This is a genomic window from Paraburkholderia gardini, assembly GCF_907164575.1.
Lineage (GTDB): Bacteria > Pseudomonadota > Gammaproteobacteria > Burkholderiales > Burkholderiaceae > Paraburkholderia > Paraburkholderia gardini.
Map to the genome: position 1 here is coordinate 120,304 of NZ_CAJQYY010000011.1, position 23,886 is coordinate 144,189.

The following is a 23,886-nucleotide window of genomic DNA, read 5'->3' on the forward strand; positions in this document are numbered from 1 at the left end:
ACCTCGGGGGTATGACACCAGACGTCGATGGTGTTGGACAGTCGATTATTGGGCGCGCAATACTTCAGTCACTCACCAACTCCAACATTCCAGGTATGAACGTCCAAATCACATCCGTCGAAGCGATTCTGGTTGATCTCCCAACCATTCGCGCGCACCAGCTCGCAATGGCGACGATGCAGCAACAGACCCTCGTCATCGTCCGTCTGCGCTCAAGCGATGGCATCGAGGGTATTGGCGAAGCCACCACGATTGGCGGTCTGTCTTACGGTGACGAGAGTCCCGAAGGCATCAAGCTGACCATCGACACTTATCTTGCGCCTGCAATCGTTGGGCAGGATGCGACCAACATCAACGACGCAATGCTCCGGCTGAACAAGGTTGCCCGGGGAAACCGGTTTGCCAAGTGCGCAATGGAAACCGCTCTGCTAGACGCTCAGGGAAAGCGCCTGGGCGTTCCAGTTTCAACGCTGCTTGGCGGCGTGGTCCGCAAGACCCTTCCGGTCCTCTGGACGCTCGCAAGCGGCGATACCCAGCGCGACATCGATGAAGCAGAAATGCTGCTTGCGGAACGTCGCCACAACACTTTCAAGCTGAAGATCGGCCGTCGCAGCGTTCGTGATGACGTAGCGCACGTATCGAAAATCAAGGCCGCGCTCGGCGACCGCGCCAGAGTGACCGTAGACGTGAATCAGGCCTGGAACGAGGCTGACGCAGCGCTCGGGATCGAAGCGCTCGAAGCGGCCGGTATTGACCTCATCGAGCAACCCACTCCGAGAGAACAGCGCGGAGCACTCGCCAGACTTGCCGCGCGTTTCATCGTGCCCATCATGGCCGACGAAGCAGTGACAGGCCCGGAGGATGCCCTTGAACTCGTGCGCGGAGCATGTGCGGATGTCTTTGCCTTGAAGATTGCGAAATCCGGTGGCATCTATGGAATGATGCGTACCGCTGCCATTGCGGATGCAGCGGGCGTTTCGCTGTATGGCGGCACGATGCTCGAGGGCAGTATTGGGTCGATTGCATCGGCACACGGGTTCGCTGCTCTCCCGCAACTTGCGTGGGGTACTGAGTTGTTTGGGCCACTCCTGTTGAAAGACGACATCGTCACCGCGCGCCCGCAATACCGGGACTTCGATCTTCATCTGCCAGAAGGGCCGGGTCTGGGCCTGCATATCGATGAAGAAAAGCTCGCTTTCTATCGTCGCGACAAAAGTAGCTGAGCGCTCGGACAAACCGGCGGCAACCACTTGGGCCCGTTCCGGTTGTTGTTCAGCTGGATCTGAGAGATCTCCACTTTTTCTGTTGAGAAACCCATGCTCTATCTCGTAAGAATGGATGTGCACCTGCCCCACGATATGCCGGTGGCTCAGGCCGACGAAATCAAGGCAAGAGAAAAGGCGTACTCACAGGAGCTCCAGCGCCAGGGCAAGTGGCAACAGCTACATCGCGTTGTCGGTGAGTATGCGAACTACAGCGTTTTCGATGTCGACTCGCACGACGAATTGCATACGATCCTTTCAGGTCTGCCGCTGTTTCCTTTTATGACCGTGAAGGTGACTGCGCTCGCACGTCATCCGTCGTCCATCCGCTGAAGCGGCAACGGTTGCCATGAATCGTGACGCCGGGGGCACCGCGATCCGTCCGCTTCAGGCGTTCTCGTGCACCGGGCATGCCCATACCCTGGTATGATTTTCGTTTGCGCTCAACCTGCGGATTGCCACGCCTGACGAAGCGTGTGCGATGCTCCAGGTCAAGGGCGGCGACAACGTCGCGTTCCAGCCGTTCGGGCGACAGGGCCGGCGGGCTGGGACAGGCACGGGAAGCGGAAGGCGTCGACAGAAACGATGCCGTCTGGAGAGGGCAATGCGTTTTGATCCGGCGTTCACCAATTGAATCAGTTCTCAGGCACCGTCCCCATATCGCTCGTCAACGGATTTCTGGCGGGCGCCGATCCGGTCGCGATCGAGCGGATGGCCGGGCAATCCGGCATCCCGTGCGAGCTGCTGCGTGAACCTGCGGCTCGCGTGACGCGGGAGCAGTTTTCGACGCTGTATCGCCGGCTGGCGATCGAACTCGACGACGAAATGCCTGGCATCTTCAGCCGGCCGCTTCGCAACGGCACGCTGAAGTATCTCTGCCTGAGCCTGCTCGATGCGCCCCGGCTCGAAATCGCGATGCACCGGTTCGGCCAGTTCTTCCATCTGATTGTCGATGACTTCAGGCTCGAATCGCGGCGCGAAGGCGCGCTCTGTCACATCGAGCTTGTGCCGGATCCCGAAGGTCCGGGCTTCGGCACGCTCGGCCGCGAGTTGATGCTGAAGCTCGCGCACGGGGTGGCATCGTGGCTGATCGGCGAGAAGATTCCGCTCTCCAGCGTGGCGTTCGATTGCCCGCGCCCGGCGCGTGCCGGCGACTACCTCTATCTCTTCCCTGGACCTGTCCAGTATGGTTGCGCGCGCACACTCATGTCGTTCGATGCGACGTACCTCGATATGGCGATCAGACAGCGCAAACCCGATCTGAAAAAATTCCTCGCGCGTGCGCCTGAGGACTGGATCTTCGTTTCGCTCGCCGAGCAACTGGTGTGCAACCGCACGCGCCAATACCTTGCAGCGTGTCTGCCGGCGATTCCCACCATCGAAGTCGTCGCGCGACATCTGCATTTTTCTGTCCGCACGCTGTGCCGGCGGCTCGTTGCGGAAGGCACGACGTTCCAGGCGGTCAAGGACGAAGTCCGTCGCGATATCGCCATTCAACGCCTGACCGGATCGACGGACGCGATCGCGTCGATTGCATACGACATCGGCTTCGGCAATACGACCGCGTTTCACCGGGCGTTCCGGCAGTGGACCGGCAGCACGCCGAAGACGTACCGCACGATGACCTGAGCGGCGACGCATGCTCCGTCGGCCCCGGGGCATGGCAGAAGATGTCAGCCGCGAGGTGATCCGGTCTCAGAGGTGGCCTGCCTCAATGGGCGCAATCTTGTGCGCTACAGCTACAGCTACGGCTACGGCCCCCCCATCGATGTGACGAGTCTGGGGGTGCAGGTACACGGCGGCATGGGCTTCATCGAGGAGACGGGCGCCGCGCAGTATTACCGTGACGCACGCATCCTGCCGATTTACGAAGGCACGACCGCGATCCAGGCGAACGACCTGATCGGCCGCAAGACGGTGCGCGACGGCGGCGCGGTGGCGAAAGCGCTGCTCGCGGACGTCGCGCGGACGATCGGGGCGCTCGGGCGGCACGACACGCCGGCATGCCGCTCGATGAAGCGCTATCTGGAGCAGGGGCACGATTCGCTCGCGGCGGTGGTCGAGTTCGTGGTGGCCAGTGTGAAGCACGATCCGAACGCGGTGTTCGCGGGCAGCGTGCCGTACCTGAAGCTCGCGGGCATCGTGCTGGGCGGCTGGCAGATGGCGCGGGCGCTGCTGGTCGCGATGGAGCAGCGTGCGGACGATCCGTCGTTTTACGGCGCGAAGATCGCGACCGCGCAGTTCTTCGCGGAACACGTGCTGGCGCAGGCGTCGGCGCTTGAAGCGTCGATCGTGACGGCGAAGGGCGATGAGGGTGTGCTGGCGCTTGACGCAGATCAGTTCTGACGCTTCAACGCCCCGGGCTTCACATGCGTGACCGGATCATACGAATCCGGTCACGCATCTTCCGCACGCGATACGCGGGTTTAGTGAGCCCAGCGCAGCACCAGCGGGTCGAGTCGTCGGGCGACCTTCAGGAGCCCGTCGCGCACTGCGGGCTGCATTGGCGCGAGCGGGTGACGCACGGTATCGGACTTGATGACGCCGCCCGCTTTCATCAGGGTCTTGCACGCCGCGAGTCCGCATTGGCGGTTCTCGTAGTTGATCAGCGGCAGCCATTGCTGATAAAGCTCCGCTGCCTGTTCCGTATCGCCTGACGCGTAGGCGTCCACGATCTTGCGGATGCCATCCGGATAGCCGCCGCCTGTCATCGCACCCGTCGCGCCTGCGTCGAAATCGGGAATCAGCGTGATGGCCTCTTCGCCGTCCCACGGGCCGACCACGGCGTCGCCGCCCAGCCTGATCAGCTCACGCAGTTTCGATGCGGCCTGCGCGGTCTCGATCTTGAAGTACGACACGTGTTCGATCTCCTTCGCCAGCTTCGCAAGGAACGATGCCGGCATCGGCGTGCCGGCGACCGGCGCGTCCTGGATCATGATCGGGATATCGATGGCAGCGGACACCTTGCTAAAGAATTCGTGAATGCCGGACTCGCCAACCCGGATCGTCGCGCCGTGATACGGCGGCATGATCATCACCATCGCCGCACCTGCATCCTGGGCCGCGCGGCTGCGGGCAGCGCATAGGTCGGTGCTGAAGTGCGTCGTCGTGACGATCACCGGCACGCGGCCCGCGACATGCTCCAGTACCACGTTCTGGACGGTGCTCCGCTCGTCGTCGCTCAGGACGAACTGCTCGGAAAAGTTCGCGAGAATGCAGATGCCGTTCGAACCGGCATCGATCATGAAATCGATGGCGCGCTTCTGACCGTCAAGGTCGAGCCGGCCGGCGTCGTCGAAAACGGTAGGCGCGACAGGGAACACGCCGCGATAGATAGGGGTTGCCATTGATCAAGTCTCCTGGATAGCTCGATGCGTGCCGTTCGCTCTGAGCGCAGCGGCGACTATACGGGTGCAGGCGCTGCGTCGTATAGCGAATGCTTTCTATCATGTGATCGCTTTCACGACTTACCCGGTGTCTCGGGTGTCAGTACGAAGGGAGGGAGGGGAGTGGGTCGCCGGGCGAACACCCGGGATTGCTTCGAACGGAAAAAGCGCACGTGCGGCTTTCGTTGAAGCACCCTTCCAGCGCGGAGCCAGAAGGGTAACGACCGATACGGCCTGGGATTCAGGCCGTATCGTGCGTGCTACAGCAACAACACGACAGCCTTACGCCTTGACCGAAGCCAGCGAGGCGTTCAGCGTCTTGCTCGGACGCATGACGGCGTCGAGCTTTTCGGCGTCAGGGCGGTAGTAGCCGCCGATGTCCGCCGGTTGGCCCTGCACCGCCGACAGTTCGCCGACGATGGTCTGCTCGTTCGCCGTCAGCTGCTTCGCGAGCGGAGCGAACTGTGCCGCGAGGGCTGCGTCACCGGTTTGCGCGGCGAGTTCCTGTGCCCAGTACATCGCGAGGTAGAACTGGCTGCCACGGTTGTCGAGCTGGCCGGTCTTCGGCGACGGATTCCGGTTGTTCTCGAGCAGCTTGCCCGTGGCGGCGTCCAGCGTCGTGGCGAGGATCTTGGCCCTGTCGTTGCCGGTCTTGATGCCCAGATCTTCCAGCGAAACAGCCAGCGCCAGGAATTCACCCAGCGAATCCCAGCGCAGGTGGTTTTCTTCCACCAGTTGCTTGACATGCTTCGGCGCCGAGCCGCCCGCGCCCGTTTCGTACATGCCGCCGCCGGCCATCAGCGGGACGATGGAGAGCATCTTCGCGCTGGTGCCGAGTTCCATGATCGGGAACAGGTCGGTCAGGTAGTCGCGCAGGATGTTGCCCGTGACCGAGATCGTGTCGAGGCCGCGGATCACGCGCTCCAGCGTGTAACGCATTGCACGGACCTGCGACATGATCTGGATGTCGAGGCCTTCCGTGTCGTGATCCTTCAGGTACGTTTCGACCTTTTTGATCATTTCGGCTTCGTGCGGACGGTACGGGTCCAGCCAGAACACGGCCGGCATGCCGGAGTTGCGTGAGCGCGTGACAGCGAGCTTGACCCAGTCGCGGACCGGCGCGTCCTTGACCTGGCACATGCGCCAGATATCGCCTGCCTCGACGTTCTGCACGAGCAGCACTTCGCCCGTCGCGATGTCGACGATGCGCGCTTCGCCGGCTTCCGGCACTTCGAACGTCTTGTCGTGCGAGCCGTACTCTTCAGCCTGCTGCGCCATCAGGCCGACGTTCGGCACCGTGCCCATCGTCACCGGATCGAAATTGCCGTTCGTCTTGCAGAAGTTGATGATTTCCTGGTAGATGCGGGCAAACGTGCTTTCCGGGATCACCGCCTTCGTGTCCTTCGGACGGCCGTCGGCGCCCCACATCTTGCCGCCGATACGGATCATGGCCGGCATCGACGCGTCGACGATCACGTCGTTCGGTGCATGCAGGTTCGAGATGCCCTTTGCCGAATCGACCATCGCCAGTTCCGGACGGTGTTCGTGGCACGCGTGCATGTCGCGGATGATTTCCTCGCGCTTCGAGCTCGGCAGCGTTTCCAGCTTTTCGTACAGGTTGACGAGACCGTTATTGACGTTCACGCCGAGTTCGTCGAACAGCTTGCCGTGCTTCTCGAACGCTTCCTTGTAGAAGATCTTCACGGCATGGCCGAACACGATCGGGTGCGAGACCTTCATCATCGTCGCCTTCACGTGCAGCGACAGCATCACGCCCGTCTTGCGCGCGTCTTCCATCTGTTCTTCGTAGAAGTCGCACAGCGCCTTCTTGCTCATGAACATGCTGTCGATGATCTCGCCGTCGAGCAGCGACACCTTCTGCTTGAGGACGATCGTCTTGCCGCTCTTCGTGACGAGTTCCATCTTCACGTCGCGGGCACGGTCGATCGTCATCGACTTTTCGCCGTGGTAGAAGTCGCCATGCGTCATGTGCGCGACGTGCGTGCGCGAAGCCATGCTCCACTCACCCATGCTGTGCGGGTTCTTGCGTGCGTAGTTCTTCACGGCGGCCGGCGCGCGGCGATCCGAGTTGCCTTCGCGCAGCACCGGATTCACGGCGCTGCCGAGGCAACGCGAGTAACGCTGACGGATTGCCTTTTCGGCTTCGGTCTTCGGCTCTTCGGGGAAGTCCGGCACCTTGTAGCCCTTGCCCTGCAGTTCCTTGATCGCGCTGACCAGCTGATGCACCGAAGCGCTGATGTTCGGCAGCTTGATGATGTTCGTATCCGGCAGCAACGTGAGACGGCCCAGCTCGGCCAGGTTGTCCGGCACGCGCTGTTCTTCGGTCAGGAATTCCGGGAACTCACCCAGGATGCGGCCAGCCACCGAGATGTCGCTGGTCGTGACCCGGATTCCAGCCGGCGCGGTAAACGTGCGGATGATCGGCAGGAAAGCACTGGTCGCCAGCAGGGGCGCTTCGTCGGTGAGGGTGTAGATAATCGTGGGTTGCTGGGTACTCATCGCGTGTCTCAAGAACAGAAAACAGGGTGGGGAAAGCCGCCGGCTGCGCGTAGCCCGGCACCAATGACCGAATTTTGCCTGATTTTGCGCGGGGCCTGAACCGGGCCCCGTACGGCAAACGCAAAACGCAAATTTTACCTGCAGACGGGGAAGGGCGTGTGAAAGTGTCAACGAGCCCGTGGCGGCGGGGCGGCGAGGCGGCTTTCGATCCGGCTCATCAGACTGCCGGTCCAGCGACGGATGAGCCTGTCCGATGCGACGGCCGGTATCGAATACGCAATGACCTGGTACACCCTGTTGCGTCTGACCTTCGAGACTTTCGCGGGGTCGAGCCACGCGTCGTTATCGACGAGCAGCAGCAATGTATCGAGTCCAATCACGACAGGCCACAGGCAGGCGAGCCGCAACCGCACCGAATGCGCGGGAATCGCGAGCGTGTATTCGATCGCTTCACGAAAGAGATCGAGCGTTTTGCGGACCAGCTCGAACATCAGCGGCTGGGCGCGTACCGAACTTTGGGGCAGTAGCAGGTCCTCGGGGCTCAGGCGCGCTTCGTCGAGCATCGTCGACGGAATGTAGCAGCGGCCGATGCGCAGGTCCTTGCCGCAATCGCGCAGCACGTTGGTCATCTGAAGCGCCTTGCCGAAACGCACGCCGCGGTTCAACGTCACGTCCGGCTGACCCCTGAGCGTGCCTGGCATGTGCGCCCAGGTCATCTTCGTCCAGAATTCGCCGACGCAGCCAGCCACCAGATACGTATACCTGTCGAGTTCCCCGAATTCGTGCAACGCAACGATGCGTCCCGACGATTCGTCCGGAAACGTGCGCAGATCGAATTCCATGCCCTCGGTCAGCGTCGTGACGATCTCGCGTACCGCGTCGCGATCGGATTCACCCAGTTGAGCCAGCACGTCGAGCGCGGGGCCGAGCGATTCGAGCAGGACTTTTTCATCCGGGTGAGTTTGCCGGGTCGCCACTTCGACCGCCATGCGTTCCAGACGATCGTCGTCTCCGCCCACACCATTCGCGCCGTTCACCTGCTCACGCAGCGCAAGCAGCATTTGCAGCCGTTGCCCCGGCGCAATCAGCGATGTATCCGCAATCGTGTCCGCGGCGCGCGCCAGCAGGTACGCGAGACCGATCGGATCGCGCATGCCGGCGGGCAATACGCGCAGCGTGAGGTAGAAGGAGCGTGAGACGCCCTTCAAAAGCGGGCCGAGGAGAAAGGCCCGGGCAGGATTGCGCATAGGGTGTTCGGATCAGGATGGGAAAGCGACGCTGCCGAATTGTACCTGGCAAACCGTTTCTCCTCAGCCTCACGTGTTCCGCACCCGGCACCGTGCGGCGATCCGATGCCCCGGTTCTCCGGTTCGAAGGAGGCCAGGCGCGGGGCGTGCTGCTTCCTTCGTGCCCTTACGTCTGGCGGCGTGGTCGAGGAACACACGGCCACGCCTGACAGCCTCAAGGGCCCGACGATACTCAGGCCAGACCGAATAGCACGGGCTGACCGTGCGCATCGAATGGAATGAACATGCCGATCGACCCGGTTTTGATCGACTCCACCATCCTGTTTAACGGCGCTTCCGCGTCTTCAGTCCGCGGCGCACACCCGTTTTGACCCGAGAGCGCCGCGACGAAGACGATTGCCCATTCCTGGAGAACCTGTCGCGATTCTTCGAGCAGATCGCTAAACGTGCCGAGTTCCTCGGGCGTCTTGTCCACGCACATCAGCGGTATCAGTGCGCCACCCTTACCCGCTTCGAAGCGGGCCCGTTCTTCAGGTGTGCAGTCAGCGGGCAACTCGACCGCGGTAAACACGAATAGCAAGCGCTGGGGTTCGGGTTGTTGCCGCGCGACGCGAACCAGCTCATCAAAACTCGAAATACTTGTCATCGATCATCCATGTGGTGTCGTGTCGGCAGCGCGCGGCAAGCTGGCTGTTCATTCCGTTACTGCGGGGCTGTTCCGTCGATGTGAACGTGTCGCACGCTGGATTGATACAGCAGAATCAGCGACACCCAGACGATACCGTACAGAAACATGAAGCAACTCGAGCGAACGCCAAGCCAGTCAAGAATCACACCGAAAAGGATCGGTAGCAGGAAGCCACCCAGCCCGCCAGCCAGTCCGACGATGCCGGTGACGACGCCCATCTGCTCCGGAAAGTCGTCGGCGACGTACTTGAACGTCGACGCCATACCGAACGCGAACACCGCGCCGAGAATGAACAGCAGTGCGATGAAGACCGGCACGCCAAGATGGATATGAAAACTGCGCGGGCCGTCGATCGTGCTCACCACGAACGAAGTGTCCGGGTACGACAACAGGAAGAGACATACCCACGCGACCCACAATCCCCACCACGTCACCTTATGCGCACCGAAGCGGTCGGACAGGGTGCCGCCGAGCGCGCGCAACACCGATCCCGGCAGCGAAAAGCCGGCGGCCAGCGCCGCCGCAGTGACGACCGAAAAGCCGAATTCGCCCTTCAGATACTGTGGGATCCACAGTGATAGCGCGGTGAAACCGCCGAAGCAGATCGAGTAATACTGGCAGTACCTCCATATCCTGGAGTCCTTCAGAACCCGAAACTGCCTGTACCACGGCCCCGACGTCTTACCTGCGCCCGGGTCGGTAGCGGAGCCCAGCCAGAAGATCAGCGCGGTGACGAGGAGCGCGATCGCATAGATCTTCGGGACAGCGCGCCAGCCCCATGCCGCCTGCAGCGAAGGCGTGATGAACAGATTCACGGCGGCGCCGACCGTGCCGGCGCCAAAGAATCCCATCGCGAAGCCACGCTTTTCGGGCGGGAAGAACCGCGCGACATACGGCGTTCCTACTGCGAACGATGCGCCAACCGCGCCGAGACACAGGCCGATCGCGAGGAACTGCCAGAACGCCGTCGCGTATGCGATCAGGAACACGGGGATGGCGCAGAGGACCAGCAACAGCGTCATCACCACGCGACCGCCGAAACGGTCCGTCCAGATTCCCAGCGGCACACGCAATAGTGCGCCAGTCAGAACCGGCGTGGCCGTCAGCAGCCCGAATTGCGTGCTGTTCAGTCCAAGCTCGGTTCGTAGTTCGATGCCGAGCACGCCGAACATCATCCATACGACAAAGCAGACCAGAAATGCCAAAGTCGTGACACATAGAACTACCATGGGACTTCTTCGTGAACTCATAACTGCTCCAGAGCAGGACGACAACGATAACGGCTACATGTGGACGTCATCGGTCAGGATGGGTGCGACGGGCAAACGCTACGGCCAGCCACTATTGCAACAACAGGCCCGGGCGCACATCCAGAGCGATGCCGCGCAGTTCGGCGCTGGATGCGAGCAAGGTCAGATATTGCTGAATCGACTTGTGCCGGACATGACCGGAGAGATAGCGTTCGATGGTCGCCTGCACCGCTTCAAACGGAAGGACTTCACCCGCGACGCGACGCTCCACCCAGACAATATGAAAGCCATAACGCGTATTGACGAGCCCCGGAAGCAGGCCGATGTGCTGGTTGCCGAAAATGGCTGCCTCGAATTCCGGCACGCTCTCGCCACGGATCAACTGCCCCAGATTTCCGCCGACCTGCCCGGACGGACAATTGGACAACGTCCGGGCGAGCGCATCGAACCGGTCGGGATGCTGTGCGAGCTCGCGGTGCGCTTCTTCGGCGCGCGCGCGGACCCGCGTCATCGCGGCCTTTTCGGTGAGCGCAAAGAGGATGTGGCGCGCGAAGACCAGATCCGGACTGCGGAATCTCTGCATGTTCGCTGCGTAGTAGCGCTGGCATTCCTCTGCGGACGGAACCGGCATCGCGCATTCCAGCTCCAGCAGACGGTCGACTGTCTCATCGTCGAGACCGGCGCCGTTCGCCAGCAAACCTGTTGCGGCGGCGCGCTGGGACAGCAGTTCACGTACCACCAGCGCCCGTCGCGCAGCGTGATCGGGATCTGGTTCGTCCGCGTGCAACGCGGATTCCGCCGCAATGGCAGCGCTTTCGATCACGGTACCGTTGACGCTAAGCACGTCAGGCGTGGCGGGCGCGGGTGAAATATCGCAGTTTGCCGACATGGGGAATTCCTCGCGTTAGCGCTTGCGAACGATCTGGTGAGGACGAACCAGGAAACTCACCGTCGCCATGCCGCTCCAGATGTGAACGAGGCGGGTGAATGGGGAAATGAGGAATATCGTGAAGCCGAGCGCAATATGGGTCTTGTAGACGAGCGGCGCCTGGAGGATGAGGTCCGCGGTGCCCGGTTGAAACGTGACGATACCCTTCACATAGTCGCTCAGGGTTTCGAACATCGCGCCGTCCATATGCGCCAGTGACAGTGGAATCGTGGCCAGCCCGAGTGCCAGTTGCAGCCACAGCATCACCAGCACGAGGATGTCCGCATGAGCACTGTTGATGCGAATGCGCGGATCGGACAGACGCCGGTACACCAGGATCGACAGGCCGATGATCGCGATGATGCCCGCGATGCCGCCCACCCCAACCGCGAGCCATTGATGCTGCGAGGCGTTCAGGAAGGGCGACACCATCCAGTGAGGCGCGAGGAAACCGGCGAAGTGTCCGCCGACCACGGTCAGCACGCCGACGTGGAACAGATTGCTGCCAAGGCGCAGTTGACGGCGCCTGAGCAGTTGCGACGAATCGCTCTTCCAGGTGTACTGCTCGCGATCGAAGCGGATCAGGCTGCCGAGCAGCCAGATCGCGAGACACACATAAGGATAGATGCCAAACAGCAATGCGTTGATGAAATGCTGACTCATGAGGTTTCTCCAGCCAGGATCCTGTTCTTTGATGCGTTGAATGTGAGCACGGAAGTCTGTCCGTTCCGGTTCATGTGACCAAGGTAATCAAGATGACTAACGTGACGGTCTTTTGTCGTAAAACTGGATCGGCTGCGGTGCCGTCGACAAAGGCGCTTGCGCGCCCAGGAAGCTCACCGGCTCCTCCTGCCACTCGCGATCGAGCGCTTCGCCGTCGATCGCGCGCGTGGTGGTGTCGTCGCATGCGGTCGCATTCGCGTTCTGCAGCGGCGCTTCGCCAGCGAGCGGCAGCAATGCGGCAACGGCCGCGAAATACGGCGTTCCGCGTTCGGCGAGCCGGGTTGCGATCTGCCGGTTGATATCGGCAATTTCGCCCAGCAGCGCGTGCGCTTGCGCCGGTGTTTCATGAGACAGGAACTCCAGGAAAACCGGCAGATAGTCGGGTAGTTCGCCGGCGCCGAGAAACAGTCCCTTCGCTTCGTACATGGCGAGCAGGTCCACCATCGCCTGCCCACGTTCGCGCGACTCGCCGTGGACGTGTTCAAACAGATAGAGCGAACTTGCCCGGCCACGGTCGAAGATTTCGACGTAGTCTTCCTGTAGATCCAGCAACGGCCGCGCCGACAGCCGGTCGACCAGCTCGATCAGGGCTGCGCGCGTGTCTGGCGGCAAGGCGGCGTACCCGGCCAGCGCGGCGCGGATTTCGTCGAGCGCGTCGATCAGCGCCTGATCGGGATAGTCCAGTAGCGCGCCCAGCATGCTGAGAATCTGACGGTTATCGTTCATTTATTCACCCGCCGCGCGAATCGGGATGGTCTTGCGTGTCTTGTTGATGCCCTTGCGTCCGCCGAACAGGCTGCTTTCCGTGGTGCCGTCGGAACACCCGTTGCCGAACGAGAAGCCGCACGATGCGCGCAGGTCGAAGGCATCTTCGGCATATTCGCGGTGGGCGGTCGGGATCACGAAGCGGTCTTCGTAATTGGCAATGGCCAGATACCGGTACATTTCATCGACCTGTGCGCTGCTCAGCTCGACTTCGTCCAGCAGTTCCGGACTCTCGCGACGTTCGACATGGCGTTCGCGCATGAAGGCGCGCATCGCCAGCATGCGTTTGAGGGCAAGCCGAACCGGCGCCTCGCGACCGGCAGTGAGCAGATTGGCCAGATAGCGCAACGGGATGCGCAGCGAATCGACGTCGGGCAGCAAGCCTTTCATGCCGAGCCGGCCATCGTTGGTGGCCGAGTTGATCGGCGAGAGCGGCGGGACGTACCAGACCATCGGCAGGGTGCGGTATTCGGGGTGAAGCGGAAAAGCGATCTTCCACTCCATCGCCATCTTGTACACCGGTGAATGGCGTGCGGCGTCGAGCCAGTTCTCCGGCACGCCGTCACGAGCGGCCTGTTCACGTACGGCCGGGTCGTTCGGGTCGAGGAAGATCGACAGTTGCGCTTCGTACAGGTCCTGCGGGTCCTTGACCGATGCGGCTTCCTCGATCCGGTCGGCGTCGTACAGCAGCACGCCGAGATAACGGATCCGGCCAACGCAGGTTTCCGAGCACACGGTCGGCTGACCCGCCTCGATACGCGGATAGCAGAAAATACACTTCTCCGACTTGCCGCTTTGCCAGTTGTAATAGATCTTCTTGTAGGGACACCCGGACACGCACATCCGCCAGCCGCGGCACTTGTCCTGGTCGATCAGAACGATGCCGTCTTCTTCCCGCTTGTATATTGCGCCGGAAGGGCAGGACGCGACACAGGCGGGATTCAGGCAGTGCTCGCAAAGTCGCGGCAGGTACATCATGAAGGTGTTCTCGAACTCCCCGTAGATGTCGGTCTGCACCTGATCGAAGTTGTAGTCGTGCTTGCGTTTCTCGAACTCGCCACCGAGAATTTCTTCCCAGTTCGGGCCGCACTGGATTTTCTCCAGGCGCTCGCCGGTGATCAGCGAACGCGGCCGGGCGACCGGTCCGACCTTGACGTCGGGCGCATCGTGCAGATGCGCATAATCGAAGGTGAACGGCTCGTAGTAGTCGTCGATCTCCGGCAGGTTCGGGTTGCCGAAGATATTGGCGAGCACACGCCACTTGCTGCCGGCGCGAAGCTCGATCTTGCCGTTCGTCTTGCGCTTCCAGCCGCCGTTCCAGCGCTCCTGGTTTTCCCAGTCCTTCGGATAGCCGACGCCCGGTTTCGTTTCGACATTGTTGAACCACGCGTACTCCATGCCTTCGCGTGAGGTCCAGACGTTCTTGCAGGTGACGGAGCAGGTATGGCAACCGATGCATTTGTCCAGATTCATCACCATACCGATCTGCGCGCGAATTTTCATCGCTTTTCTCCCGATTCGTCATTGGCCATCGCGAGGGTCGGCGCGCCGTGAGCGAGTGTGTGCTGATGACGCGCGGCCTCGGCCGCCGACAGCACGGACGCCGGCGTCGACTCGTCCTTCCAGTCGATCGTCTTCATTTTGCGGACGATCACGAATTCATCGCGATTGGAGCCGACGGTGCCGTAGTAGTTAAAACCGTACGAGAGCTGCGCATAGCCACCGATCATGTGGGTCGGCTTCGGCATCACGCGGGTGACCGAATTGTGAATGCCGCGCACGCCCGAGACTTCGGTGCCCGGTGTATTGATGATCTTTTCCTGCGCGTGATACATCATCACGGCACCCTCCGGAATGCGCTGACTGACGACCGCACGGGCGGCCAGCGCACCGTTCAGATTGAACGCCTCGATCCAGTCGTTATCGACCACGCCGATCTTTTGGGCATCGATCTCGGAGATCCAGACGATCGGCCCGCCGCGCGACAGTGTCAGCATCAACAGGTTGTCGGTGTAGGTGCTGTGAATGCCCCATTTCTGATGGGGGGTCAGGAAGTTCAGCGCGATCTCCGGGTTTCCATTCGAGTGGCTGCCGGCCATGCCGGTGGTGCTGCGCGTGTCGACCGGCGGCTTGTAGACACACAGCGACTCGCCAAAGTCGCGCATCCACGCGTGGTCCTGATACAGCTGCTGGCGTCCGGACAGGGTGCGCCAGGGAATCAGCTCATGCACATTCGTATAGCCCGCGCTATAGGACACATGTTCGGATTCGATCCCGCTCCATGTCGGCGACGAAATGATCTTGCGCGGCTGCGCCTGAATATCCCGGAAGCGGATTTTTTCATCCTCGCGAGCGCGCGCGAGATGCGTGTGATCGATGCCCGTGAGCACCGACAAAGCCCGCCATGCTTTGGTCGCGACCGCACCGTTGGTTTCCGGGGCGAGCGACAGGATCACTTCGGCTGCATTGATCGCCGAGAGAATCTGCGGCCGACCGTGCGAGACGCCGGCTTCGGCGACCGGATAATTCAGCGCCCGAAGCTGTTCGATTTCCTCGCCGGTTTGCCACGTAATGCCTTTGCCGCCGTTGCCGAACGAGTCGAGCAGCGGTCCGAGCGAGGTGAACTTGCGCCAGGTATCCGGATAGTTCCGTTCGACAACCGCAATGGTTCCCATCGTTTTTCCCGGCACCGGATCGCACTCGCCGTGACCCCAGTCGGCGATGCCCTCGGTTTGCGCGATTTCGCCGGCGCTGTCATGCTGGAGCGGCGACATCACGACGTCGCGTTCCACGCCCAGATGGCCTTCGGCCAGTTCGGAGAACCTGCGCGCGATGCCTTTATAGATCTCCCAGTCGCTTCTGGATTGCCACGCCGGGTCGACGGCCGCCGACAGCGGATGGATGAACGGGTGCATGTCGGACGTGTTCATATCGTCCTTCTCGTACCAGGTGGCGGTCGGCAGCACGATGTCCGAATACAGGCACGTGGTGGACATTCTGAAGTCGAGCGTGACGACGAGATCGAGCTTGCCCTCGGGCGCTTTCTCGTGCCACTTCACCTCTTTGGGCAGGATGCCGGCGCTTGTACCCAGATCTTTTCCCTGCACGCCATGCTCGGCACCGAGCAGATGTTTGAGGAAGTACTCATGTCCCTTGCCGGACGATCCGAGCAGGTTCGAGCGCCAGACAAACAGGTTTCTCGGAAAATTTTCCGCTGCGTCGGGATCGACGCACGACATCTCAAGCGAGCCGTCCTTGAGACCCTTCGCGACATAAGCGGCCGCGTCGGAGCCGGCTGATGCCCGGCCGAGATCGAGCGGATTGGTCTTGAACTGCGGCGCGGACGGCAACCAGCCCATCCGTTCGGCGCGAACGTTGTAGTCGATCGGGCTGTCGGTGAATCCGCTACCATCGGCGAGCGGCGACAGCAGTTCGGTGACTTTCATCGTTTCATAGCGCCATTGATCGGTATGCGCGTAGAAAAACGACGTGCCGTTCATGAAGCGCGCCGGCCTGTGCCAGTCGGTCGCGAATGCCAGCGGCAGCCAGCCGGTTTGCGGCCGGAGCTTTTCCTGACCGACATAGTGAGACCAGCCGCCGCCCGATTTGCCGATGCAGCCGCACATGACGAGCAGGTTGATGATCGAGCGATAGCTCATGTCCATATTGAACCAGTGGTTCAAGCCGGCGCCGACGATCACCATCGACTTGCCTTCGGTCTTGTGCGCGTTATCGGCGAATTCGCGCGCGACCGCGATGACGTCGTGTCGTTTGACACCGGTAATCTTCTCCTGCCACGCCGGTGTGTACGGGACGTCGTCGTCGAAACTGGTCGCGACGTTCGGGCCGCCGAGCCCCTGGTCCACGCCATAGTTGGCAATGAACAGGTCGTAGACCGTGGCAACCAGAATTTCACCGGCTCGAGTGGCGATCCTGCGTACGCCGATGCGGCGCGGCAATACGCTCGCATGGCCGGTATGCGTGAAATGCGTATGTTCGACATTGCCGAAATAGGGGAAGGCGACGTCGATTGCTTCGTCGTGCTTCTCCACGAACGACATGACCGGCCGGATCGCATTGCCGTGGACATCCTCTTCTTTCAGATTCCATTTGCCGGCGTCGCCACCTTCCTTCTGCCCCCAGCGAAAGCCGATCGATCCGGTTGGCGCGACAGGCTTGCCGCTCAATTCATCGAACGCGACAGTTTTCCAGGCGGCGTTGTTATCCTGGACGGACGCGTCATCGAGTTCGTCTGATCTCAGGAGTCTTTCGGGCACATAGTGGTCGCCCTGTTTGACGATGCGCACGAGCAGCGGCATGTCGGTATAACGCCGGCAGTAGTCAAGGAAATACTCGTTCTTGCCGGCGACGTGAAACTCCTTGAGCACGACGTGGCCCATCGCGAGACCGAGCGCCGCGTCGGTCCCCTGCTTCGGATGCAGCCAGATGTCGCCGAACTTCGCACCCTCGGCGTAGTCGGGAAAGATCGATACGACCCGGGCGCCGCGATAACGTACCTCGGTCATGAAGTGGGCGTCGGGGGTGCGCGTTTGCGGCACGTTGGAGCCCCACAACATGATGAAGCTCGAGTTGTACCAGTCGGCCGATTCCGGAACGTCGGTCTGTTCGCCCCACGTCTGCGGCGACGCCGGCGGCAGGTCGCAGTACCAGTCATAAAAGCTCAGACTGACGCCGCCGATCAGCGACAGATAGCGGCTACCCGCCGCGTAGGACACCATCGACATGGCCGGTATCGGCGAGAACCCGATGATCCGGTCCGGGCCGTGTCGCTTGATGGTGTGGATGTTCGCGGCCGCAACGATCTCGTTTATTTCGTCCCAGGTTGAGCGAACGAAGCCGCCCAGTCCACGGCGACGCGTATATGAGGCGCGGGCTTCCGGATCATTCACGATCGCAGCCCATGCCTCCACCGGGGCGAGCGTCAGGCGCTTTTCGCGCCACTGCCTGAGCAGCGCACTGCGAACCAGCGGATATTTAAGACGATTCGCGCTGTAGAGATACCACGAATAGGACGCACCGCGGGCACAGCCGCGCGGCTCGTGATTTGGCATATCGGGACGGGTGCGGGGGTAATCGGTCTGCTGGGTTTCCCAGGTGACGATACCGCTCTTGACATAGATCTTCCACGAACACGAACCTGTGCAGTTGACGCCGTGGGTCGAGCGCGCGATCTTGTCATGTTGCCATCGTTGCCGGTAGGCGTCTTCCCATCCGCGGTCTTCATGGGTTGTCATCCCATGACCTTCGGAGAACGTCGGCCTCGATGTGGAGAAGTACTTCAGGCGATCGATAAAGTGGCTCATCTGATCGACTCCGTGGCATTCGCTGCTGGAAGTCTACGCATATTGTTCAAAATTGTGGGCATCCTGAGTTTCTCCATGACGCTGCCGATAAACCGCATTCTGGAACGCCGGAATCTGATGGTTTCTGGATTGGGCGATCACTGCTTCTTCCGATATCGTGGACACCACCTTCACGCGCTTCGCATAAACCCGGTCGTCAGAATTCGCTGGGCCGGTGTGTCGGGGCAAGCTCAACGCTGCGGCTGGACCCCGGTATGTCCAGGCGCGGCGCGGGTAATCATCGCGACCCTGTCGTTCAGATCGCCAGTGCGTGAATCGCAAGCCTTCTGGCCTGGAAGCAGCGCCCAGGCTGAAATCCCCATGCCGCGCGCATCCTGCTATGAGAACTCATAAGCAGCATCGGCAACTTGACCCGGGTCAAATCGAGCCGACGAGTCTCCTAAATCCGGACGGTAACGGTAAGAACTTAGTGGGTCGAGTCTTGCATGAACTGCACTCCGTGGAAATCCATCGGACACTCAGGCGTATTCCATAATAGGTCACGTTGCGATATTTGATAAATCGTAACGAATCATCGGAAGCCCGTGTCCTGATTACCGCGACGGCACCCCATCGCGCCATTCGCCCCAATGTGTGACGATGTCCTGCACGAGTGGATTGCCGGCACGGTAAAGGTTTTCGATGGCGGGACCGAAGCCGCCTTGTGCCGCATAGTTGACGAGGTTATCGGACGCGCTCTGGCCGTCGTACGGCCGGTCGAAATCGGAACCCGAGCGCAGTGCCGCGACGCGGCTCAGATCGACACGCCCCGTGCTCGCCGCGCGCTTGAGCGCTTCGTACGTCGCGTTGTCTTCCTGCTGGGTCGTGCAGTAGGTGCCTTTGTTATCGGTCAGCAACTTCGTCCAGTAGCGTGCGCGCTCGCCGATATATTTGCCGGACCACCATGTATCGCCCGCGAGCGTGTCGCACTGGATCACTTCAGGCGGCTGGTTGGCCGGCGGATAGTTGAATTTCGCGCGCGCGAGCTGCGCGGCACTGGTGTCCGCTAACGTCACGTTTCGCGAAAGCGCAAACGCAGTATCGGCAAGCTTCGCGTTCAGCGCGAACACTTCGGTGCGGTAATCGAGCGGCGGCTTGCCGGAAGGCGACTTCGTGTTGATGCCCAGGAAGCCGCTGGGCCAGCTATCGGGTTTCTCGCGCGCGTCGATTTCCCACTGGATCCCAAAGTCGACCAGATACTTCGCCCACGCGGCCGATCCAAGCGTGCCCTGCATCGGATCGATACCCGCAATGCCCGCGATCATGAAATACGTGCGGCGCAGATCGAACCTGTCGGAGAACGTGAGCGCCATCAGCGAAGCCGCTGCATTGGAATGGCCCATGCCCGTCGTCAGCACGCAGACTTCCTGGCGGTTGCAATGCACTTCGGGGTAGTCGGGCGAAAGGCCTGGCACCTTGATGGCTTTCCACGGGCCAAGATTGTCGAGCCATACCTGTCCTTCAGGCCCGAACATCGAAATGATCATCACTTTCACGTCGCGGCCGTTGCCGGAGCCGGCCGGGCGGCCAGCGGCGTCGGAATCCTGCGCGATACCCGGCAGACACACGCCGAACGTACATGATGCGGCAACCGCGATGGAGAGTGCAGTGCGTGCGACAGGCAGGTTACGTCGGGTGCGACGGTTCGGGACTTGCTTGAGCAGCGCTTTCACGTTCATCGGGCGGGGCTCCCTCAGGTTGGAAGGCCAGGGCATGAGCGGGCGGTCGGGCGATGCATGTCCGGGACGCTTTGTCCGTGGTCCCGGTCCAGATCAGTATAGGGCGCAAAAAATTCTCCGATAGTCAGGACGTGATCGCGCGACCCGCTTCGGCGTTCTGTAGCGTCAATATCGGGGCTGTCCGCGAAGTCGCGCGTCACAGCCTGTCTTTAAGGAAACCCGTTTGCGCATAGTCAATTCTGCTCATGGATACGCTTTGATGCCGCATGCATAGTACGGAGAAAACGCCGTATTCGTCTCGACCAGGCAGAGATTGCGGCCTGCATCACGCGAGATGCAGGTTGCACAACCATCGCAGGGCTCATCATGAACGATCGGATAAGGAAGGGCGTGTTTGCGTGCCTGGGCACCGGAATGCTGACGGCGCCGCTGCTTGTCGTTGCCGCCGATCCCGCGGGCCAGCGGGACACGCTTTATTCGGTCGTCGCGGTGATCCCAGCGGGCCTGGCGTCCACCATCGCGAACGCCACGACGCTTTCAACCGCACTCGCCGCGCTGCTGACGACAAGCGGCAACCCAGCCGGTCCCGGCGCGAACCTGAAGACGCTCGTGACGCCCGACGCGGTGAGCGCGCCGCTTGCGGTGCCTCCGGCGCCCGCGAACTATCTGGCTTTGGTGACGGGGCAGCTTGCGGCGTGTCTGTCGGGCACGCAGGGGTCAACTGCGCCCGTTTCGGCATGCCCGCAAACGGAAACATGAAACCGGAAAGCAGGATGTTGGGCAGGAAATAGAAAATGATGAGTTGCATCACCTGCAACTGGTTTTGCGCGAGCGAAGAAAGCATGATGCCGGCCGTCGGACTGGCCGCGATGAGCAGCAGCACCGCGAGATAAATGGCAATCGGGCTGCCGGCAGACGGCACATGAAGACAAAATGTGTCGCGACAGGAATGATCGTTGCCTGAACAAGTCTGATCATCACGTAAGGCGCGATCTTGCCGGTCGAACGGATGTCGCCTGATCTGATTTAGGCGGGCGTTGAAAAGCGGCGCGTGAAGTTCAACCTGGCCGGATCGGGCTCGCGATGTCAGGTGACCGGAACGTTAAATGCATCGGGCTTTGGACAGACGGCTGCATCGTCACGCGCAAATCCGCGTTGACGCGCGAAGATCCGGCCGCGTTATCACGAGCGGCGTTCTCTATCCGGATGGATGAAGCGAGGGACGGCGGCAAGCCGGCTCCCTCGCTACCTGAAGCGTCTGGGTGTCGATGGGACGTCGACGTCCTGGAGGTGCAGCCTGCGCGGCCGTGATGCCATGCGCGCGTGGCCCTCCTTATTGCATGCTGTTCGCGCCCGAGCCCGAGCCCGAGCCCGTGCCGTGCGCGCGCTGCGCCGCAACGATACGGCTTGCGCGTTGCGCGTTCTCCGGATAGTCGAGCCAGTCCAGAGGATCGTAGCCGGCCGCACGCCACGCGACAAGATCCGCGCGTACGTCAGCGCGGGTAAGCGGGGTCGAAGGATCATACGGTCGCGAGCCAGTCTGGGCGAGCGCCGATCCCACACAGAACGCACTCACAAGCACACCTGCCGTAATACGAATAACTGTTTTCATGGCAACACCTCAAGCGGTGAGAGCCGCTCTTTTATGTTAGGTGATGCGTCGGGCAGAACAAAGGGCAGGGGCCGGGCGGGCCGGGCACAGGGCAGCGCCGCGGAACTCGCTGCCTGAGCGGTGGTTTGCGTTACAGCCGTCAGTCATCTCGTGGCGTGAGAGCGTGTTAATCGCGTGGCCCAGGCCACAGGCTGCCGATGGCCGCGATGCCGGTCGCGCCCGCCGACCGCGCCCTGGCAATATGGACGCGTTCCATGCCACCGAGCGCGTACACCGGTATATCCTTCAGCAAGGTCAGCGCCGCGAACGCATCCCATCCCAGCGGCGAAGCCTCAGGATGCGTGCGTGTCTGCAATACCGGTGAGAGCGTGACGAAATCCGCATCGAGTGCCTGAGCCTGGGACAACTGTGCAGCGTCATGACAGCTGGCGGAAAACAGAATGTCGTCAGGCACGGGACGTCGGGTCTGCTTCATCAGATGCTGGCTGCTCATATGCACGCCGTCGGCGCCGAGCGCGTCGAGTGTGAACGCCGCATGGTTCACGATCAGCCTCGCACTAAACGCGTGACAGAGATCGAGCGCCTGCCTTGCGAGCAGTGCGTAGTGGTCCGCGCTCATCGTCTTGCTGCGTAGCTGGACGAGCGCAATACCTGCCTTGAGCGCCCGTTCGAGGCAATCGAGAAAGACGTCCTGGCTTATTGCGTCCGGCTCGGGCGTGATCAGATAACGATCCGGCAGTGAAAGCGTGTTTTTCATCAGGGCATCGCCTGGTTTCCGGGCACACAGTGTAAAGGCAGACGGCACATGACGATCGCCGTTCAGCGCGCGCGGCTTTATACGACGCTACGACGCGGTCCTTTGATAGTATCTGGCTTTATATCCGCGCGGTTTTGCCATGCTTGCACTCAAGCTCACACTGGTACCTCTGTTTCTGCTGATCGTCTCGATGTCCGGTAAGTGGTGGGGTCCATCGATCGCCGGATGGCTTGCTGGACTCCCCGTCGTCGCCGGCCCCATTCTTTATCTGCTTGTCCTTGAGCACGGCCCCGCGTTTGGTGCGCGTGCCGCGACGCTGTCTCTTTGCGCGATCCTCGCATCCGAAGCGTTCAATTTTGCCTACGCCTGGACATGTCGTTCCTGTTCATGGCCGACGGCGCTGGCCGCCGCGTTGGGAACCTGGTTTGTCGCCGCATGCCTTCTGTCCTTGCTGCCTGTTTCGCCGATATGGGCAGTGTGCGCGGCGTTGACCGCTGTTCTCTTCGGCCAGTCGTTCCTGCCACGCAGTTCCGCCGTCGCCGCAGGGGCGCCGCTTCGTCGCGCGGATCTGGCCGGCAGAATGTTCGCCGGCGCGGTGCTGACGCTGGTCGTCACTACGTTGTCAGGGCGGCTAGGCGCGACGTGGAGCGGATTACTCGCGGTATTCCCGTTACTTGGGAGCGTGCTGTCCGTCTCGTCGCATCGCGCGCATGGGCCCGCGTTCGTGGTGTCGCTACTGCGCGGGATGGTGCTGGGCCGTTTTTCGTTTGCGGCGTTCTGTCTGTTTCTTTCGCTTGTGCTTGCCCGTCAGACGGCCACGACCTCGTTCCTCGAAGCGGCGGCACTGGCCATGTTCGTGCAGTGGTGTACCAGACGTCTGACAGTGACGGCTGGTGTGCGGACGCAGGCTAAAAGCGCGGCCGGGATGGAGTGAGGATTGCCGGATGGGTGGGGCATGAAGGCGCGGGAGCGGCTTCGCGCGAACGCTCGACCAGATGCTCGCGTTCCTGAAGGCCCGCGCGCCGGGTGCCGACGGAAAGCCGGATCCCGCGAAGGTCAAGGCGTTCTCTGAAGCGAATCCTGAAACCCTGAACCAGGCGAAATTCGTCGCGCAAAGGCCGCTGCCGGGCAGCTTTGTCGGCACGACCTACTGGGGCGTGCATGCGTTTCCCGCCACCAACGCAAAGGGCGACGTGCGATTCATCAAGTTCAAGGTGGTTCCGGTCGACGGCGAAGTCACGCTCACGGACGAAGAAGCGAAAGACAAACCCGCCGGGTTCCTCGTCGAAGAGCTCGAAAAGCGGATCGCGGCAGGCACTGCGCGTTTTCACGTGCTGGCCGTGCCTGACCGGCCGGGTGATCCGACGATGGACGTGACAATCCGCTGGCCCGATGAAGACAGTCGCGAAACCGTGGTGCTGGGCACGATCGACATCACGTCGCTCGAACAGAACGCGTCGTGCGACGAAACGGTGTTCGATCCGTCGATCCTGGCGGACGGCATCGGCATTCCGCCCGACGAGATTTTCGCCGCCCGCAGCGCTGCGTATCGGGTGTCGTTCTCGAAGCGGCGGGAGTGAATCCGGCGGGAACGCCCGGATCAGGCTTGCGCTTTCCGCGCGTGGGTCTGGCATGATGGCGTGGCGAGGGCAACGCACGCCCTGAAGCGTTGCCCCGCGATCGCCCGACATCCAGACCGACACGTT

At 61.7% G+C, this 23,886-nt stretch carries 20 protein-coding genes and 2 pseudogenes; 8 read left to right on the forward strand and 14 right to left on the reverse strand.

Features of this window, described 5'->3' with window-relative positions; all coding sequences use genetic code 11:
* Positions 1-95: 95 nt before the first annotated feature.
* The 4 genes and pseudogenes from LPA34_RS11410 to LPA34_RS11425 all read left to right on the forward strand — a co-directional run.
* A complete protein-coding gene (locus LPA34_RS11410; RefSeq protein ID WP_228978202.1) occupies positions 96-1,223 on the forward strand; it encodes a muconate/chloromuconate family cycloisomerase in 1,128 nt (375 codons plus the stop codon).
* A 93-nt stretch (positions 1,224-1,316) separates the two neighbouring features.
* Positions 1,317-1,595, forward strand: coding sequence for a muconolactone Delta-isomerase (gene catC / locus LPA34_RS11415; protein ID WP_228978096.1), 279 nt, complete (start codon positions 1,317-1,319; stop codon positions 1,593-1,595).
* A 297-nt stretch (positions 1,596-1,892) separates the two neighbouring features.
* Positions 1,893-2,891, forward strand: coding sequence for an AraC family transcriptional regulator (locus tag LPA34_RS11420; RefSeq protein WP_228978098.1), 999 nt, complete (start codon positions 1,893-1,895; stop codon positions 2,889-2,891).
* A 138-nt stretch (positions 2,892-3,029) separates the two neighbouring features.
* Positions 3,030-3,608: pseudogene (locus LPA34_RS11425) on the forward strand (acyl-CoA dehydrogenase C-terminal domain-containing protein); the annotation flags it as partial.
* Positions 3,609-3,688: 80 nt separating this feature from the next.
* Here the strand turns inward: LPA34_RS11425 and LPA34_RS11430 are convergent.
* The 10 genes from LPA34_RS11430 to LPA34_RS11475 all read right to left on the reverse strand — a co-directional run bounded on the left by LPA34_RS11430 (position 3,689) and on the right by LPA34_RS11475 (position 18,093).
* Complete coding sequence (locus LPA34_RS11430) at positions 3,689-4,609, reverse strand: dihydrodipicolinate synthase family protein (protein WP_228978100.1); 921 nt, start codon at positions 4,607-4,609, stop codon at positions 3,689-3,691.
* Between the two features lie 321 nt (positions 4,610-4,930).
* Complete coding sequence (locus LPA34_RS11435; protein ID WP_228978102.1) at positions 4,931-7,168, reverse strand: NADP-dependent isocitrate dehydrogenase; 2,238 nt, start codon at positions 7,166-7,168, stop codon at positions 4,931-4,933.
* A 167-nt stretch (positions 7,169-7,335) separates the two neighbouring features.
* A complete protein-coding gene (locus LPA34_RS11440; RefSeq protein WP_228978104.1) occupies positions 7,336-8,415 on the reverse strand; it encodes a phytoene/squalene synthase family protein in 1,080 nt (359 codons plus the stop codon).
* Between the two features lie 232 nt (positions 8,416-8,647).
* The gene (locus tag LPA34_RS11445; RefSeq protein ID WP_228978105.1) at positions 8,648-9,061 is read right to left on the reverse strand and encodes a ribonucleotide reductase subunit alpha; all 414 of its coding nucleotides are present in this window, start codon (positions 9,059-9,061) and stop codon (positions 8,648-8,650) included.
* Between the two features lie 56 nt (positions 9,062-9,117).
* Complete coding sequence (locus LPA34_RS11450; protein WP_228978106.1) at positions 9,118-10,332, reverse strand: MFS transporter; 1,215 nt, start codon at positions 10,330-10,332, stop codon at positions 9,118-9,120.
* 112 nt (positions 10,333-10,444) lie between these two features.
* The gene (locus LPA34_RS11455) at positions 10,445-11,242 is read right to left on the reverse strand and encodes a peptidylprolyl isomerase (protein WP_228978107.1); all 798 of its coding nucleotides are present in this window, start codon (positions 11,240-11,242) and stop codon (positions 10,445-10,447) included.
* A 15-nt stretch (positions 11,243-11,257) separates the two neighbouring features.
* The gene (narI, locus tag LPA34_RS11460; RefSeq protein WP_228978110.1) at positions 11,258-11,944 is read right to left on the reverse strand and encodes a respiratory nitrate reductase subunit gamma; all 687 of its coding nucleotides are present in this window, start codon (positions 11,942-11,944) and stop codon (positions 11,258-11,260) included.
* Between the two features lie 96 nt (positions 11,945-12,040).
* Positions 12,041-12,730, reverse strand: a complete 690-nt coding sequence (narJ, locus tag LPA34_RS11465; protein ID WP_228978111.1) for a nitrate reductase molybdenum cofactor assembly chaperone — start codon at positions 12,728-12,730, stop codon at positions 12,041-12,043.
* Positions 12,731-14,272, reverse strand: coding sequence for a nitrate reductase subunit beta (gene narH, locus LPA34_RS11470; RefSeq protein ID WP_228978113.1), 1,542 nt, complete (start codon positions 14,270-14,272; stop codon positions 12,731-12,733).
* Positions 14,269-18,093 carry a nitrate reductase subunit alpha gene (locus LPA34_RS11475; protein ID WP_228978115.1) on the reverse strand — a complete coding sequence of 1,275 codons (3,825 nt, stop codon included), beginning with the start codon at positions 18,091-18,093 and terminating at the stop codon, positions 14,269-14,271. The genes narH and LPA34_RS11475 overlap by 4 nt, the downstream gene beginning before the upstream one ends.
* On the opposite strand from LPA34_RS11475, the gene LPA34_RS11480 reads away from it, so the two are divergent.
* Entirely contained in the window at positions 18,085-18,486 is a 402-nt protein-coding gene (locus tag LPA34_RS11480; protein ID WP_228978117.1) for a hypothetical protein, read from the forward strand. The two genes, LPA34_RS11475 and LPA34_RS11480, sit on opposite strands and share 9 nt — an antisense overlap.
* Before the next feature lie 200 nt (positions 18,487-18,686).
* Here LPA34_RS11480 and LPA34_RS11485 read toward each other — a convergent pair whose 3' ends face one another.
* Positions 18,687-19,811 (reverse strand): purine-nucleoside phosphorylase, encoded by a 1,125-nt coding sequence (locus LPA34_RS11485; protein WP_228978119.1) that lies wholly within the window; start codon positions 19,809-19,811, stop codon positions 18,687-18,689.
* A gap of 366 nt (positions 19,812-20,177) precedes the next feature.
* Between LPA34_RS11485 and LPA34_RS11490 the strand changes: the two genes are divergently transcribed.
* On the forward strand, positions 20,178-20,570 hold the full coding sequence (locus LPA34_RS11490; protein WP_228978121.1) for a hypothetical protein: 393 nt from the start codon (positions 20,178-20,180) through the stop codon (positions 20,568-20,570).
* Here the strand turns inward: LPA34_RS11490 and LPA34_RS11495 are convergent.
* From LPA34_RS11495 to LPA34_RS11505, 3 genes and pseudogenes are all read right to left on the reverse strand, one after another.
* Positions 20,533-20,813 (reverse strand): annotated as a pseudogene (locus LPA34_RS11495) (ABC transporter permease); the annotation flags it as partial. The gene LPA34_RS11490 and the pseudogene LPA34_RS11495 overlap by 38 nt on opposite strands.
* A gap of 331 nt (positions 20,814-21,144) precedes the next feature.
* Positions 21,145-21,423 carry a DUF4148 domain-containing protein gene (locus LPA34_RS11500; protein WP_228978123.1) on the reverse strand — a complete coding sequence of 93 codons (279 nt, stop codon included), beginning with the start codon at positions 21,421-21,423 and terminating at the stop codon, positions 21,145-21,147.
* 166 nt (positions 21,424-21,589) lie between these two features.
* Positions 21,590-22,180 carry a thiamine phosphate synthase gene (locus LPA34_RS11505; RefSeq protein ID WP_228978125.1) on the reverse strand — a complete coding sequence of 197 codons (591 nt, stop codon included), beginning with the start codon at positions 22,178-22,180 and terminating at the stop codon, positions 21,590-21,592.
* Positions 22,181-22,319: 139 nt separating this feature from the next.
* On the opposite strand from LPA34_RS11505, the gene LPA34_RS11510 reads away from it, so the two are divergent.
* Entirely contained in the window at positions 22,320-23,114 is a 795-nt protein-coding gene (locus LPA34_RS11510; protein ID WP_228978135.1) for a hypothetical protein, read from the forward strand.
* Between the two features lie 61 nt (positions 23,115-23,175).
* Positions 23,176-23,760 (forward strand): catalase, encoded by a 585-nt coding sequence (locus LPA34_RS11515; protein WP_228978137.1) that lies wholly within the window; start codon positions 23,176-23,178, stop codon positions 23,758-23,760.
* Positions 23,761-23,886: the final 126 nt, after the last annotated feature.

Coding starts and splice junctions, on each gene's coding strand:
- LPA34_RS11455 (WP_228978107.1), bottom strand. CDS start 11,242: ATGTCGGCAAACTGCGATATTTCACCCGCGCCCGCCACGCCTGACGTG.
- LPA34_RS11500 (WP_228978123.1), bottom strand. CDS start 21,423: ATGAAAACAGTTATTCGTATTACGGCAGGTGTGCTTGTGAGTGCGTTC.
- narH (WP_228978113.1), bottom strand. CDS start 14,272: ATGAAAATTCGCGCGCAGATCGGTATGGTGATGAATCTGGACAAATGC.
- LPA34_RS11440 (WP_228978104.1), bottom strand. CDS start 8,415: ATGCGCAATCCTGCCCGGGCCTTTCTCCTCGGCCCGCTTTTGAAGGGC.
- narI (WP_228978110.1), bottom strand. CDS start 11,944: ATGAGTCAGCATTTCATCAACGCATTGCTGTTTGGCATCTATCCTTAT.
- catC (WP_228978096.1), top strand. CDS start 1,317: ATGCTCTATCTCGTAAGAATGGATGTGCACCTGCCCCACGATATGCCG.
- LPA34_RS11430 (WP_228978100.1), bottom strand. CDS start 4,609: ATGGCAACCCCTATCTATCGCGGCGTGTTCCCTGTCGCGCCTACCGTT.
- LPA34_RS11475 (WP_228978115.1), bottom strand. CDS start 18,093: ATGAGCCACTTTATCGATCGCCTGAAGTACTTCTCCACATCGAGGCCG.
- LPA34_RS11445 (WP_228978105.1), bottom strand. CDS start 9,061: ATGACAAGTATTTCGAGTTTTGATGAGCTGGTTCGCGTCGCGCGGCAA.
- LPA34_RS11515 (WP_228978137.1), top strand. CDS start 23,176: ATGCTCGCGTTCCTGAAGGCCCGCGCGCCGGGTGCCGACGGAAAGCCG.
- LPA34_RS11505 (WP_228978125.1), bottom strand. CDS start 22,180: ATGAAAAACACGCTTTCACTGCCGGATCGTTATCTGATCACGCCCGAG.
- LPA34_RS11490 (WP_228978121.1), top strand. CDS start 20,178: ATGAACGATCGGATAAGGAAGGGCGTGTTTGCGTGCCTGGGCACCGGA.
- LPA34_RS11510 (WP_228978135.1), top strand. CDS start 22,320: ATGCTTGCACTCAAGCTCACACTGGTACCTCTGTTTCTGCTGATCGTC.
- narJ (WP_228978111.1), bottom strand. CDS start 12,730: ATGAACGATAACCGTCAGATTCTCAGCATGCTGGGCGCGCTACTGGAC.
- LPA34_RS11450 (WP_228978106.1), bottom strand. CDS start 10,332: ATGGTAGTTCTATGTGTCACGACTTTGGCATTTCTGGTCTGCTTTGTC.
- LPA34_RS11485 (WP_228978119.1), bottom strand. CDS start 19,811: ATGAACGTGAAAGCGCTGCTCAAGCAAGTCCCGAACCGTCGCACCCGA.
- LPA34_RS11435 (WP_228978102.1), bottom strand. CDS start 7,168: ATGAGTACCCAGCAACCCACGATTATCTACACCCTCACCGACGAAGCG.
- LPA34_RS11410 (WP_228978202.1), top strand. CDS start 96: ATGAACGTCCAAATCACATCCGTCGAAGCGATTCTGGTTGATCTCCCA.